This window comes from Paraburkholderia sp. LEh10, from assembly GCF_017814945.1.
Lineage (GTDB): Bacteria > Pseudomonadota > Gammaproteobacteria > Burkholderiales > Burkholderiaceae > Paraburkholderia.
In genome coordinates this window covers 60780-74686 of sequence record NZ_JAGIPX010000006.1, presented here as the reverse complement: position 1 = coordinate 74686, position 13907 = coordinate 60780, and the positions used below count along the sequence as shown (strand labels likewise).

Here is a 13907-nt window from a genome sequence, read left to right as displayed (position 1 = left end):
GTTTCTAAGACGCTCCGCATTTGAAACTTCAATAAATTGTTTATGGAGAAGACTATGGTAAAGCTTTCTGGCCGCGTCGTCATTGTCACGGGCGGCGCTCAAGGTCTGGGCGAAGGGATCGTGCGTCGCGTCGCAGCTGACGGAGCGAGAGTGGTAATCGCCGACCTCAAGGAGGACGTCGCGTGCAAGCTGGCGTCATCTCTGTCCGCGCAAGGGCAAGAGGCCATCGCTGTTCAGGTTGACGTGTCGAAGCGCGAAGACGTTCGTCGCATGGTCGAAGATACCGTTGAAAAGTTCGGCCGGATTGACGTGCTTTTCAACAATGCAGGTTTCAATCGGCCTGTTCCGTTTTTTGACGTCGATGACGAAAACTTCAATTCAATCATCCGCGTGAATGCGCTCGGCGTGATGATTGGCATGCAGGAAGTCGGAAAGCAGATGATCGAACAAGGGGACGGCGGCAAGATCATCAACACGGCTTCAATCGCCGGAAGACAGGGTTACGCGGAGTTCGCGCCCTATTGCGCGAGCAAGGCAGCCGTCATCTCGCTCACCCAGGCTGCCGCCCGGGAAATGGCCAAGCACAAAATCACGGTCAATGCGATTGCTCCGGGAGTCGTCGTTACCCCGCTTTGGGATGGTCTTGAGCAGGACATGATGGACAAAGGCGTTATTCACGAGAAGGGCGAGTTCATCAACTCCTTCTCTTCCAGCATCTTGCTCGGCTATCCCGCGAAGCCGAAGGACTTGGCTGGCATCGCGTCTTTCCTCTCAAGCGAGGATTCCGACTACATCACCGGACAAGTGATCATGTGCGACGGCGGCATGGTGCTGGTGTAAGCGCTGAACGTGACCAAGCTGCGAATGCGCAGCCTGGGGATCAATGCCCGTCAGGTCTCTTCCCGATCTGTGCGGGGATGCAAGATGATGCTTGTCGGGAAGGAGACAAGCATCGGTATCGATGCAAAATGATCAAAGGATCAGGAGTAGGAATCTTGTCTACTGTGACGACGTCGATGTTCCGGAATCGAAGTCTGGTGGCCTACGCACCAGGGATCGTTCTGGTCGGGTTATATGCAGCATTCTCCGTGATGACACCGGATTTCGCGACCCTCGGCAATCTTCAAAACATTGTCCTCTATTCGGCGCTTCTCCTGATGGTCGCGTCGTCAAGCGCCTTCGTCATCCTGCTCGGCTGCATCGACTTGTCCGTGGGAGCCGTAGCGACGCTGGCGGGCATTATCGCGGCGATGCTGGTTCCGCAACTTGGGGTAGCGGCGGCGCTGGCCGCCGTGGCAGTTGGCGCAATCTTGGGGGCGGTGAATGGAGGAGTCCATGTGGGCTTGCGCATTCCATCGTTTCTCGGGACGCTGGGAATGATGACTTCCCTTGGTGGGGTGGCTTTGATGCTGACCAACGGTTCATCGATTTCCGTCTCTGATAGTCACTTTCAGTACCTGGCTCGGGGTCAACTCATCTATGGCGTGCCGAATCTCGGCCTTTGGGCACTGGCCGTATTTTTCGTATTGGGCTGGGTAAATACGAGGACACTCTTCGGGCGCCACGTGATGGCGGTAGGAGGCGCCGAGCGCACTGCAGCGTTGCTTGGGTTGCAAGTTGGCCGATGCAAGATTCTGGCCTTCACGCTGTCCGGTGCGGTGGCTGGATTTGCTGGAGCGTTGATGACTGCGCGCCTGGGAACCGCCGCGGTTTCCATGGGAGATTCTCTGACTCTGCAAGTGATCGCCGCGATAGTACTCGGGGGAACGTTCATTACTGGGGGAGTCGGAAGCATTTGGCGCGTCTTCATCGGGACGTTGATTATTGCGATCGTCGCCAACGGTCTGGACCTTATGGCAGTCGAACCCTATCTCCAGACGATCATCAAAGGCGCGATGGTTCTGATCGCGGTAATGCTGATGAACGACGGTCGTACGAGGTCGCTGAAATGAACGATATCAAATCTGCAGAAGCTGTCACTTCGGCGATCCAAAACGGAACCGCACGGTTGGTAGCCGATAGCGTTAGCAAGTCGTACGCGGGCGTCCCCGTTCTTAAGTCGGTAAGCCTTCGCATCGACGCGGGCGAGATTTTGGGAATCGCCGGTGAGAACGGCGCAGGCAAGTCCACGACCCTGAAGTTGCTCAGTGGGATTGTCCAGCCCGATTCTGGCTCGCTCAGCCTCGATGGAAGCCCGTACGCGCCGCATGGTTACGATGCGGCGGTCAAAGCTGGCATCTCGATGGTTTTTCAGGAACAGGCTCTCGTTCAGAACCTCGCCGTGTACGAAAACATGTTTCTCGCCCACGAACATGCATTCAAGGGTGCCTTCGGGCGAATTGACCGCAAAACGGCGATTCAAGCGGCGAAGAAGGCCCTCGCAGATTTGAACCTTGAACATGTCGATCCGACAACCAGACTGGGCCGTCTCAGCTTCGAAGATCGACAAATGGTCGAGATTGCTCGAGCATTTGCGTTGGCCGCGCTCTATCAGAAAACGTCGCCAATCATCTTGCTCGATGAGCCCTCGGCGGCTATCACGGAGCGAGAAGCGGAGGCGCTATTCGCACGGGTTGACGCGCTCCGAGACCGGGCATCGTTCGTTCTCGTCACGCATCGTCTGCATGAGTACCTGGAACAGTGTGATCGCCTGTACGTGCTCAAAGACGGCGAGAGCGTAGCGGAAGTACCGAAAGCCGAGATGACGGAGCAGCGGTTGCACGAACTGATGGTGGGCCGCAAGCGTTCGGCGAGCTACTACCAGGAGGAGCGACAGCAGGGCGTCAAGTCTCGTGACGCATCCACACAGCCCATCTTGCGAGTCGACGGAGTTTGCGGCGAAGGCGTGATCGATGTTTCCTTTTCGCTGAGAGCGGGCGAGGTACTGGGAATCGGCGGCCTTTTGGGTTGCGGCAAGGAAGCAGTCGGTCGTGCCGTCGCGGGCGCGCACCCGTATGCGCGTGGCGGATCGGTGCGAGTGATCGATCAAACATTGCCCGAACGAAACCGCGGCCGAGCCGCAATTTCGGCTGGCGTCGCCTACGTGCCACGGGAGCGGAAAACCGAGGGGATCGTCCTGTACCTCCCGGTGCGTTCAAACGCCAGCGTGGTCGCGCTGCCGAAGATGCGAGTTCTGGGCCTGCCGTTCATTCCTGTCGGAAAGGAAAAGCAGGTGGTTTGGAAAGAGATCCAGCGTCTACGCGTGAAATGCACGAATGCCATGCAACTTTGCGCGCACCTGAGCGGCGGCAACCAACAAAAAGTGGTTCTCGCAAAGTGGCTGTTGGCCAAGCCTAAGGTTTTGGTGCTCGACAACCCGACACGCGGTATCGACGTCGGGGCAAAGGAAGAGATTTACTCCCTCATTCGCGATCTTGCAGACGAAGGGATGGCGATCCTCGTCATCACGGATGACCTGCCTGAGTTGATTGGACTGAGTGACCGGATTTTGGTGATGCGAGAAGGCCGGGTCATCGAAGAGTGTCTCGCCCCTCCCGAGGCGAAGCCAACGGAAGAGCAGTTGGTCGCTCACATGGTGTAAGCGGGCGCAGCTACCTCCGCCGTATATGGCAACTTGCATATTCAAGGATCGTCAATCATGTCGAACATGGCATTAGTCACACCGTTCACCGTCGGCTTCCAAATGGTCCGACGGCAGGCGCTATTCGTGACTCTTCTTCCGGTGGTACTGCTCGTGATCGAAGCGCTTGTCTTCGGGCTCTCCAATGAGCGCTTTCTGTCGATGATGAACCTTTTCAACGTAATGAGGCAGTCGGCCATCTTACTATTGGTGGCCACGGGTTCCAGCTTCGTCATTCTCGTCGGATCAATCGACTTATCCTTAGGTGCGGTCGCAACGCTCACGGCGATCGCAACTGCACTCGTAGTCAGGGACTATTCGTTTGGATTGTGGGCCCTTCCGGTCGCCATGGCCATTGGTCTTGCCGCAGGCGCCTTCAATGCCGCGCTTCATCTCCTGGGGAGAATCCCGTCGTTTCTGACCACGCTCGGCACGATGGGAATCTTCACTGGCGTATCGACCTGGCTCGCGGGCGGAGCGAATGTTGTTTTCAGCGATTCCAGCATCGCTTGCCTGGCCTCAGGACGTATGTTGCTCAACATTCCGAATGTGGCGCTCTGGTCCCTTGCCCTCTTTCTGCTTTGTTCCCTTGTCGCAGCTCGCACGCATTTCGGCCGAAATCTCATGATAGTCGGCGGTGGAGAGGCTGTTGCGGAACTGTCGGGCGTGCGTGTGTTTGCGGTAAAGGCCGGTGCCTTCCTGATGAGCGGGCTTCTTGCTGGCTTCGCCGGATTCCTGTTGGTGGCAAGAAGCGGAACGGGCGCGTCCCGTATGGGCGACGACCTGATGCTTGATGCCATCGCAGCGGTGGTGATCGGAGGCACGGCCCTCTCAGGCGGTATCGGAGGCGTTCATAGGGCGCTTTTCGGTGTACTGGTAATCACGGTCATGAGCAACGGGCTGAACGTGAGCGGCGTGAATCCGTTTTCGCAGATCGTCATTAAAGGAGTGGTCGTGGTTCTTGCCGTAGCTCTGCTGCTCGATCGCTCGAAAATCGAGTTCGTCAAATAGCAGCGGTCAACTCTTTGAGCGCGGCTCTTTGGATCGGGAATGTTCCCGTCACAATAAAAGTTGAAGTGGAGAAGGAAATGCTGAATGTTGCGATGATTGGCTTGGGTTGGTGGGGTCGGAAAATGACGACGCTGGTTCAATCTCACAGCGACGAAATGCGAATTGTGCGAGCGGTCGATCCCAACGTCGAGGCCAGCAGTCCCTTTGCCGCCGAGAACAAGATCGCGTTCAGCGCCAGCTATGAGGAAGCGTTAGCGGACCCGTTAGTCGACGCGGTCATCCTCGCGACGCCGCATTCGCTTCATGAGGCGCAGATTGCAAGCGCCGTGCGTGCCGGCAAGCATGTCTTCTGCGAGAAGCCCCTCGCGCTCACCCGAGCGGGTGCGGAACAGTCTATCGCAATGTGCAAGGAAGCAGGGTTGGTGCTTGGCATGGGACACGAGCGTCGCTTCGAGCCTCCTGTGGCGGAGATGCTTCAGCTTGCTGCATCAGGGCAGCTTGGCCGGCTGGTGCAGATTGAAGCGAACTTCAGCCACGACAAATTCCTCTCATTGAGCGCGGATAACTGGCGTCTGCAACCGGATCACGCGCCTGCCGCCGGCATGACCGCGACGGGGATTCATCTCACGGACCTTGCAGTGAAACTGATGGGGCCTGCGAAGCAGGTGCTGGTTACGTGCGAGCAACTGGCTTCACAACTGCCGTCGGGCGATACGATGAGTGCGCTTTGTCGGTTTCAAAGCGGTGGTACGGCCTATATCAGCGCGAGTCTCTCGTATCCGTTCATTTCCCGATTTGCAGTCTACGGGACAAGGGGTTGGATTGATATTCGTGACCGGGCGCATGTCGAGGCACCCGACGGCTGGGTTGTGACCAAGGGATTGGCCGGACAGCCGATCACTACCACTGAGGTGGGAAAAGCGGAGGCCGTTTTGACCAACCTTGAGGCGTTTGCTAAAGCCGTGAAGTCGGGTGAGAACTATCCAATTACTGGCGAGGACATGGTCAACAACATCGCGCTCCTCGAAGCCATCATTCGCGGCGCCAAGTCGGGTCGCATGGAATCAGTCGCGTGATATAGGAACAGCAAGTGCCGGCGAGGCCGGACAGAATCTCCACTCATGAATCAATGAGATGAATGGATCTCATACGGTTAAGGTTGGGCACTCGCTGTTATTAGCGTCGCAGTCTGGCCGGCGGTCCGGGCAAGCTCGCATGACGAAGTGTCGCTCAGTGGTCGATTCGTCCACCCGAGGGAAATATCTTTTTCCGAGGACGCATTTTTCTTTCTGCAGCTTCGCCGTAGAGTGATTGTCGAGACAGGCTCAACGCCGAGGAGCGAGTCGGGAAAGCCGTTCGAACTGCGGAGTACCTCGGCAACTTGCCGGGAAACGAGGATCAGTGGGCGATGCATTCAAATGGGATCGCCGCTGCAACCGCTCGGAATCATCCGGGCAATCGAACGTCGGGGCAATCCGACTTTCGATCCAATTGGGCTTTAGCAATCAAGGAGGCTATATGAAGTGGACGACACCCGCTTACACCGATCTGCGTTTGGGTTTCGAAATCACGATGTACGTCGCGAATCGATAGCGGCATCGCCGTGCCGTTGAAAGGCCACCGCGTAAAGCAACCGAGGAAACCCCAATGCGCAGTGCTGCAATTGAGTTTCACGGTGGCCGTTGTCGGGCGCGCTTACGAGCGCGTCCGAGTTCAGCATTGTGCTTGGGGCGGGACAAGGATTGCACTATCGGACGGAAGCCCGCGGGTTCGACAACCGCCTCACTTGTGGCGTTGGAGGTAGCAGGCAGAGGCGGCACGAGCATGACCACCACCCGACGAAGCACTTGTCGAGCGTGGGCCTGCTCAGGCAGTCGCGACATGACAGTGCATGCCAGTGTACTCAAGAGTGAATTCAACGATCACGACAAACTGACCTCGCGAACGCTGCTATGAAAATCAAGGTACTAGGCTCGTCAGCGGGTGGCGGCTTCCCTCAATGGAACTGCAATTGCCCGAATTGCGACGGCTTCAGACGCGGCACGGTCGATGCGCTGCGACGCACACAATCGTCGCTCGCGGTCACGACGAACAATGCAGACTGGCTGCTCGTTAATGCGTCGCCCGACATTCTCGCGCAGATCGCATCGAACACCGAGCTCCAGCCGGCGCGCGCGGTCCGCGACAGCGGGATCGCTGCGATACTGGCAATGGACGCGCAGATCGACCACGTGAGCGGACTGTTGATGCTGCGCGAGCATCACTGCCCGCTGCCGCTGTATGCGACCGCGTCCGTGTGGCAGGATCTAAGCAGCGGCTTTCCGATCGGGCCCATCCTGTCGAGCTACTGCCGCATCGAGCGCCGGCAGATACCGGCGGTTGGCGGTGACGGGGCGACGCTCGCGATCCCGTTCCTCACCGATGTGAAGGTGACTGCACTCGCGCTTACCAGCAACGCGCCGCCGTACTCACCGCGCCGGAACTCGCCGGTCGCCGGCGACAACATCGGCCTGGTATTTGAAAACAGTGCGACAGGCAAGCGTGCATTCTACGCGCCAGGCCTCGGCGTGATCGAGCCGCATGTGATGGCCGCGATGTGCAGCGCGGACCTGCTGCTCATCGACGGCACATTCTGGACCGACGACGAGATGATCCGCCTCGGGCTGTCGAGCAAAACCGGCGCAGACATGGGGCACCTGGCGCTGACAGGCACGGGCGGCATGATAGAAGTGCTCGATACCATCGCTCGCCCGAACGTGCGCAAGGTGCTGGTCCATATCAACAACACGAATCCGATTCTCAGGGAGCGCGGGCCGGAACGCGCGGAACTCGAACGGCACGGAATCGAAGTCGCCCACGACGGCATGCAATTCGAAATGTGATACGGGAAGTGATGCCCGCCGTAAGCCCCCGCGGACGCAGTGCATCGGCTGCATCGCGCACGGAACACGAATACACAGACGGAGACTCGATGGACTCAGAACGCAGTGCCTGGACACGCGACGAATTCGAAACGCAACTGCGTGCGAAGGGTGCCGCGTATCACATTCATCATCCGTTCAACGTGAAGATGAATAGCGGTGGATGTTCGCGGGAACAGGTCCGTGGCTGGGTCGCGAATCGCTTTTATTACCAGATCAATATTCCCTTGAAGGACGCCGCGATCCTGTCCAACTGTCCTGATCGCGCGACGCGCCGTCGCTGGATGCAACGCATTCTCGATCACGATGGCTTCGGGGACCAGGCGGGCGGCATCGAAGCGTGGGCGCGGCTCGGCGACGCCGTAGGATTAGCGCGCGACGAATTGTGGTCCCTCAGGCAGGTGACGCCGGGCGTGCGTTTCGCCGTCGACGCCTATGTGAACTTCGCGCGCCGCGCGCCTTGGCAGGAGGCCGTGTGCTCGTCACTGACCGAGATGTTCGCTCCGCAAGTCCATCGTGACCGGCTTGCAAGCTGGCCCGAGCACTATCCGTGGATCGAGCCGGACGGCCTCGCGTATTTCCGTTCGCGAATCTCGCTCGCGAACCGCGATGTCGAACATGGTCTCGAAGTGACGCTTGAACATTTCACACGTCGCGAACAGCAGCAACGCGCGCTGGACATCCTGCAGTTCAAGCTCGATATCCTCTGGACCATGCTCGATTCGATCGAAAAGGCGTTTGTGCAATGAACGGTATTTCCGGCATCCGACTGTTGAAGCTCAAGCCGATTTACCGGCTTCAGTTCGAACCGGTACAGCAAGCCTATGTACTACTGTACCCGGAAGGGATGGTGAAGCTCAATCAGAGCGCGTCCGAAATCTTGTTGCGCTGCGACGGCACACGCGACGTCGATGCGCTGATCGCCGACCTGGAAGCGGCGTTCAATACGCGCGAAATCGGCCATGAAGTGCTGGCGTTCGTCGACGAAGCCGAACGACGTGGCTGGCTGGAGTGATGCGATGAACGATGCCGCCGACCCGCGTAACTCAATACAGTCCACCCATGCGGACGCCAGCCCGCGCACTGTGGTGCCGCTCGCTGACCCGCCAGTTGGCCCACCTCTGTGGCTGCTGGCGGAGCTAACCTATCGCTGTCCGTTGCACTGTGTTTTCTGCTCGAACCCCGTTGACTACGCGTCGCTCGGACAGGAATTGAGCACTGCGCAGTGGCTCGACGTGTTGCGCCAAGCACGCGCGCTGGGCGCCGCACAGCTTGGGTTGTCCGGAGGCGAGCCGCTGCTGCGCGACGATCTCGAAGTGCTCGTCGGGGAAGCACGCAAGCTTGGCTTTTATACGAACCTGATTACATCGGGTATTGGCTTGACCGACCAGCGACTTGGCGCGTTGAAGGACGCGGGCCTTGATCACATCCAGCTGTCCTTCCAGGACTCGACGCAAGAGCTGAACGATTTTCTTAGCAGCACGCGCACCTTCGACCTGAAGAAGAAGGTCGCGACATCGATCAAGGCACATGGCTTTCCGATGGTGCTGAACTGCGTGCTGCATCGCTACAATCTGCCCCATGTGGACAGGATTATCGACATGGCGCTCGAGATGGGCGCCGAGTACCTCGAACTGGCGAACACGCAGTATTACGGTTGGGCTTACCTTAACCGCGCCGAACTGATTCCGACGCGCGCGCAGGTCGAGCAGGCCGAAGCCGTCGTGCAACGGTATCGCGAGCGCATCGGCGGGCGCTGCAAGATCCTGTTCGTGGTGCCCGACTACTTCGAGGATCGCCCGAAGCGCTGCATGAACGGCTGGGGCAACCTGTTCCTCGGCATCTCGCCGGACGGGCTCGCGCTGCCGTGCCACGCGGCGCGCTCGCTGCCGGGGCTCGTGCTACCGCGCGTGACGGAGAGGCCGCTCGCGGACATCTGGTATTACAGCGACGCGTTCCAGCGCTATCGCGGCTTCGGCTGGATGAAGGAGCCGTGTCGGAGTTGCGACGAGAAGGAACACGATCTTGCAGGTTGCCGCTGTCAGGCTTATCTGTTGACGGGCGACGCTGCCAACACCGACCCGGTGTGTGATAAGTCGCGGTTGCATGGCGCCGTCGAGCAGACCGTGCGATTCGCGGCCGCGCGCCCGCAGGCCGCGCTGCGGCGCGCATCCCTCAGGGACCAGCCGATTATATTTCGCACCGACGCGAACTCACGCGAACGATCATGATGCGCAAGATCGCGGTGCTGCTGGTCGATGACCACGCAGTGGTCCGAGAGGGCTACACGCGCCTGCTCGAACGGTGCGGCGATGTGAATGTCGTGGGCGAAGCCGGCAATGCGACCGAGGCCTATCAGCGCTTTTGTGTGCTCGCGCCCGAGGTGGTCGTGATGGATGTGTCCTTGCCGGGCGCGAGCGGCATCGAGGCGATGCGCCGGATGCTGGCTCGCGAACCGGGCACGGCGGTGCTCGCGTTCAGCATGCACGAGGAAGCGGTATTCGTGCGGCGCGCGCTCGACGCCGGCGCGTTGGGCTATGTCACGAAGGCGAGCGCGCCCGATATACTGGTCGAAGCGGTGCATGAGATCGCACGGCGCAAGCGTTATCTGAGCCCCGACGTGTCGCACGCGCTCGCGCTGAGTAACGGCTGCCAGGACGGCGCGTCAGGCGGCAGGCAGTTGTCGCCACGCGAGTTCGAAGTGCTGCGGCTACTGGTGCAGGGCTACACGTTGCCGAACATCGCTGAGAAGCTTGGTCTGAGCCCAAAAACGGTCGCAAATCATCAGTCGGTGATCCGACAGAAGTTTGGCGCCGACAACGGCGTGCAGCTTGCCCAGATCGCGACGCGGCTCGGGCTGCAGGTTGGCGTCGCGGCGTTGCCGTTTCCTTAAGATTTCACGGCGATGGGATCGTCGGATTTTAGAGGCGATCGCCCCCGGCACGCATGCTGGCGCGCGGCCAGCATGCGAGGTCCTTCCTGTGACAAGACACGCTGCTTAAACAAAGCCGAACGGAAGATCCGCCATACGCGGGGTGTAGTCGTCCCTGATTGCCCTTTCCGTGAGTGGCAGCGCACTCGCCTCATAACCAAAGCTGAAGACAGTCGGGGCGCCCCCGGACGGCCCCAATCGATTCGCGCGCCTGTCCGAAATGAACGATCCATCAAAAAGGCCGATCAGACCGATCGACTTTTCCGAAGATACAGACCTTTCGTCGTGCTTAGGGACGGGACGGCGCGCAGACTCAAGGGTAATCCCTGCACGGACGCATTAAAAATGGCGGTCACATCATAAAACGTTCGAAAAACAAGAAGAAAATTTGCCGTTGTTTGCGCTTTTTGTTCATGGTTTTTGAAGGTATCGTTAGCCGTAAATCGCTACCGGAAACGCCTCTCCCTCGCTTGCAAAAGCCGACCGATAGCGACGGAATCGACGGAGACAAACATGAAAGGACCGAACGCCTCGGCAGGTGCCAGAAATTGACGTTATTCACCATTTCAATCGCGGCCAGTTCGCACGGATCTGCCCAGAGTTCGGGCGCGTCAGATCGAGGCGCAGGCTGAGCGTTGAGACGCTCAGTAACGTGAGACATCCGTTCGTTCTATCCGGCTCGTTGCAGGCGCAACGTCCGGCAGTGGAATCCTGCCGTCGGCCGTTACGGGCACGGGCGGGGTCAATGTTTCCCATCAAGCGGGCTCCAATGGACGCCCGCTGCAACTAGAAGGAGCTTTCCGATGCTAACCCTGATCGCCTACCTACACGCGAAGCCCGAGAAGCGAGAGGCGCTTGAGCAGGTCCTGCAATCGCTTGTCGAGCCCACGCGACTCGAAGCCGATTGCATCGACTATCACTTTCACCGCAGCGTAGACGACCCCAACCTTTTCATGTTCTACGAGAACTGGCGTAGCCGGGAAAGCCTGGACCGGCATCTGGCTATGCCGCACCTCGCTGATTTCTGGGAGCACCGGCTCGACTATCTCGAATCGGACGTCGATCTGCAGTTCTTCGAAATGAAAAGCCCCTTGCTGGTCAGCATCTAAAGACCGCTAAAGAAGTAATCGTAACCCCTAATCCAGGAGACACAACATGCCCCGCCTTGAACAAGCCACGCGATCAGGTACCCCTTACTTCAACGTCATGGATCACCGAAAGGACATCTCAAAGAAATGGATGGAAATGGACGAGTTCCTGCGCTTCGGGGGAACGGTCGACTCTGACCTGAAGGAGGAAGTGCGCCGTGCCGTCGCGCAGCAGAGCGGCTGCAAGTTCTGCGCATCGCTGGGCGACCCGCAGTCTCATTACGATGACCCGCGTGTGGCGGCGGCCGTCCGCTTCGGTACTGCCGTCGCGCAAAGCCCGACAGGCATCGCCGACGAAGTGTTTGATGAGTTGCGCACACACTTCAGCGCGGAGCAGATCGTCGAGTTGTCGTGCTGGGTTTCGTTCATGTACGGCGCGGAGATGTTCGGCGCGATTATGCAACTGGACCCTGCGACCGATGCGGTCAAGAAGATGTACGCGGCCTGGCTCGTGCAGGGCAAGAAAAAATGAGCGCAGCGCGGGCGCGCTAGCGCCATCAGCTTTGCCACGGCCGCGCTGCTCCGCTTCGCGCCCGTGGCGCGGCACCCCCAATCCTCTGGAAACCCGTTCGTCGTCAGACCGGAACCGCACGAGTCGATCCGGGCGGCGGCGTTCGCACGCACATTTCACGGCTTGAGCCTGTTCTATAAGAACGGAGACTGTATGAAAACGACTTGCATGAACATCTTAGGACGGCTCACGGCCGGAATCCTGCTCGCCGCAGTGAGTCTTGCCGCCTCGGCAGCCGCAGGGGTGGGCGAAGACCCGGATCTCGCCGATAGCACCTGGCCGACCTATCACAACGACTATGCCGCGCAACGCTATGCGCACCTGACGCAGATCAACACAAAGAACGTGACCCAACTGAAGGAGGTCTGCCGGCTCGTACTGTCCGACGGCGGCTCCTTGCAAGCCGGCCCTATCCTGGTCGACGGGACCATGTACGTGACGACGGCGCTCGACACATTCGCCATCGATCCGACCAACTGCAAGTCGCTTTGGAAGTCTTCCTATAAGCCACTTACGCACATGCCGTTTCCAGTGAACCGCGGTGCGGCCTATCTGAACGGCCTGTTGTTCCGGGGTACACCCGACGGCCACCTGATCGCGCTCGATGCGAAGACCGGCTCGAAGGTATGGGACAACGTGATCGCGGATACCTCGTACGGCGAGTTCGCGTCGGCCGCCCCGATCGCGTGGAACGGCATGGTGTTCATGGGCATTGCCGGCGGCGACTGGGGAATCCGCGGTCGCATCATGGCGTACGACGCACAATCCGGGCGCGAACTTTGGCGCTTCAACACGATCCCGCGGGGCAAGGAGGTGGGCGCCGATACCTGGAAAAAGGCCACCGCGTCCCAGATTGGCGGCGGCGGCACCTGGAGTTCATACACGCTGGATGTGCGCGCCGGCGAGTTGTTTGTCAGCGTCGGCAATCCCGCACAGGACATGCTTCCCGACGAGCGAGTTGGCGACAACCTGTTTACGAATTCACTTGTCGTGCTCGATGCTCGCACGGGTGGGCTCAAGTGGTGGTATCAGACGCAAAAGAACGACCCCTGGGACTATGACCTGAGCGCCCCGGCAATGCTGTATCAGAACGGGAAGATCCAGGAAGTTGCCGCGGTTGCTGGCAAGGACGGTTACCTGCTCGCCGTCGATCGAAACACGCACAAGATGCTGTTCAAGACTCCCGTCACCACGCAGTTCAAGGAAGCGCCCAAACCAACGAAGGCCGGCGCGAAGGCATGTCCGGGCTTCATTGGCGGCACCGAGTGGAACGGTCCGGCTTACGACGAGGACAATCGGCTGATCCTGGTCGGGGCTGTCGACTGGTGCACGATTCACAAGGCCACCGGTCCCGACTACGAGCGCGGCCAGTTGCGCTTCGGAGGCTCGATGACCCCGCTCAACGATCCGAAGCCTTCTGGCTGGATCACGGCAGTCAACGCGGAAACGGGTGCCGTCAAATGGAAATTTCATACCGAAGCACCGGTGGTGGCCGCTCTGACGCCCACCGCAGGCGGGTTGACGTTCAGCGGCGATACCGCTGGCAACTTCCTCGCGTTCGAGACGGCCACGGGAAAGCTCCTGTGGTCCCAGAAGCTCGATGGGTCAATGGGTGGCGGGATCATCACTTACGCCGCCAAGGGTAAGCAATATGTAGCTGCGACGACGGGCAACGTGTCACGGGTCACCTTTGGCGGCCCGGGCCTGCCCAGCATTGTGGTCTGGGGCTTGTAATCACGCGCGCCGGCGTTGCGGCCGAGCGTCGCCGGCGCGATCTTACCGACACATCGTCCGCTCAGGTCCC

14 protein-coding genes are annotated in these 13907 nt (G+C 59.5%); all 14 read left to right on the top strand.

The genetic code is table 11. The features are described from left to right. The first annotated feature begins 54 nt into the window (after positions 1-54). A complete protein-coding gene (locus tag J8I87_RS06980) occupies positions 55-840 on the top strand; it encodes an SDR family NAD(P)-dependent oxidoreductase (protein WP_209930715.1) in 786 nt (261 codons plus the stop codon). 164 nt (positions 841-1004) lie between these two features. Further along, a complete protein-coding gene (locus J8I87_RS06975) occupies positions 1005-1952 on the top strand; it encodes an ABC transporter permease (RefSeq protein ID WP_313064163.1) in 948 nt (315 codons plus the stop codon). Beyond that, positions 1949-3541, top strand: coding sequence for a sugar ABC transporter ATP-binding protein (locus J8I87_RS06970; RefSeq protein WP_209930713.1), 1593 nt, complete (start codon positions 1949-1951; stop codon positions 3539-3541). Before J8I87_RS06975 ends, J8I87_RS06970 begins: the two co-directional genes overlap by 4 nt. A 57-nt stretch (positions 3542-3598) precedes the next feature. Next, entirely contained in the window at positions 3599-4591 is a 993-nt protein-coding gene (locus J8I87_RS06965; protein WP_209930712.1) for an ABC transporter permease, read from the top strand. A gap of 77 nt (positions 4592-4668) precedes the next feature. Next, positions 4669-5667 carry a Gfo/Idh/MocA family protein gene (locus tag J8I87_RS06960; protein WP_209930711.1) on the top strand — a complete coding sequence of 333 codons (999 nt, stop codon included), beginning with the start codon at positions 4669-4671 and terminating at the stop codon, positions 5665-5667. Positions 5668-6109: 442 nt separating this feature from the next. Further along, positions 6110-6184, top strand: coding sequence for a pyrroloquinoline quinone precursor peptide PqqA (pqqA, locus tag J8I87_RS06955; RefSeq protein WP_209930826.1), 75 nt, complete (start codon positions 6110-6112; stop codon positions 6182-6184). Between the two features lie 359 nt (positions 6185-6543). Beyond that, entirely contained in the window at positions 6544-7473 is a 930-nt protein-coding gene (gene pqqB / locus J8I87_RS06950) for a pyrroloquinoline quinone biosynthesis protein PqqB (protein ID WP_209930710.1), read from the top strand. A gap of 89 nt (positions 7474-7562) precedes the next feature. Further along, positions 7563-8261 carry a pyrroloquinoline-quinone synthase PqqC gene (pqqC, locus tag J8I87_RS06945; RefSeq protein ID WP_245253747.1) on the top strand — a complete coding sequence of 233 codons (699 nt, stop codon included), beginning with the start codon at positions 7563-7565 and terminating at the stop codon, positions 8259-8261. After that, positions 8258-8527 carry a pyrroloquinoline quinone biosynthesis peptide chaperone PqqD gene (gene pqqD, locus J8I87_RS06940; RefSeq protein WP_209930708.1) on the top strand — a complete coding sequence of 90 codons (270 nt, stop codon included), beginning with the start codon at positions 8258-8260 and terminating at the stop codon, positions 8525-8527. The genes pqqC and pqqD overlap by 4 nt, the downstream gene beginning before the upstream one ends. A 4-nt stretch (positions 8528-8531) precedes the next feature. After that, a complete protein-coding gene (gene pqqE, locus J8I87_RS06935) occupies positions 8532-9743 on the top strand; it encodes a pyrroloquinoline quinone biosynthesis protein PqqE (RefSeq protein WP_209930707.1) in 1212 nt (403 codons plus the stop codon). After that, positions 9740-10405 (top strand): response regulator transcription factor, encoded by a 666-nt coding sequence (locus J8I87_RS06930; RefSeq protein ID WP_209930706.1) that lies wholly within the window; start codon positions 9740-9742, stop codon positions 10403-10405. Before pqqE ends, J8I87_RS06930 begins: the two co-directional genes overlap by 4 nt. Positions 10406-11247: 842 nt before the next feature. Then, a complete protein-coding gene (locus J8I87_RS06925; RefSeq protein WP_209930705.1) occupies positions 11248-11553 on the top strand; it encodes a putative quinol monooxygenase in 306 nt (101 codons plus the stop codon). Between the two features lie 46 nt (positions 11554-11599). Beyond that, a complete protein-coding gene (locus J8I87_RS06920) occupies positions 11600-12064 on the top strand; it encodes a carboxymuconolactone decarboxylase family protein (protein WP_209930704.1) in 465 nt (154 codons plus the stop codon). Between the two features lie 162 nt (positions 12065-12226). Beyond that, a complete protein-coding gene (locus J8I87_RS06915) occupies positions 12227-13837 on the top strand; it encodes a pyrroloquinoline quinone-dependent dehydrogenase (RefSeq protein ID WP_245253746.1) in 1611 nt (536 codons plus the stop codon). Positions 13838-13907: the final 70 nt, after the last annotated feature.

Excerpts from the sequence above, each read along its gene's own strand:
- J8I87_RS06980 (WP_209930715.1), top strand. The coding sequence starts at position 55 with ATGGTAAAGCTTTCTGGCCGCGTCGTCATTGTCACGGGCGGCGCTCAA.
- J8I87_RS06970 (WP_209930713.1), top strand. The coding sequence starts at position 1,949 with ATGAACGATATCAAATCTGCAGAAGCTGTCACTTCGGCGATCCAAAAC.
- J8I87_RS06965 (WP_209930712.1), top strand. The coding sequence starts at position 3,599 with ATGTCGAACATGGCATTAGTCACACCGTTCACCGTCGGCTTCCAAATG.
- J8I87_RS06960 (WP_209930711.1), top strand. The coding sequence starts at position 4,669 with ATGCTGAATGTTGCGATGATTGGCTTGGGTTGGTGGGGTCGGAAAATG.
- pqqB (WP_209930710.1), top strand. The coding sequence starts at position 6,544 with ATGAAAATCAAGGTACTAGGCTCGTCAGCGGGTGGCGGCTTCCCTCAA.
- pqqC (WP_245253747.1), top strand. The coding sequence starts at position 7,563 with ATGGACTCAGAACGCAGTGCCTGGACACGCGACGAATTCGAAACGCAA.
- pqqD (WP_209930708.1), top strand. The coding sequence starts at position 8,258 with ATGAACGGTATTTCCGGCATCCGACTGTTGAAGCTCAAGCCGATTTAC.
- pqqE (WP_209930707.1), top strand. The coding sequence starts at position 8,532 with ATGAACGATGCCGCCGACCCGCGTAACTCAATACAGTCCACCCATGCG.
- J8I87_RS06930 (WP_209930706.1), top strand. The coding sequence starts at position 9,740 with ATGATGCGCAAGATCGCGGTGCTGCTGGTCGATGACCACGCAGTGGTC.
- J8I87_RS06925 (WP_209930705.1), top strand. The coding sequence starts at position 11,248 with ATGCTAACCCTGATCGCCTACCTACACGCGAAGCCCGAGAAGCGAGAG.
- J8I87_RS06920 (WP_209930704.1), top strand. The coding sequence starts at position 11,600 with ATGCCCCGCCTTGAACAAGCCACGCGATCAGGTACCCCTTACTTCAAC.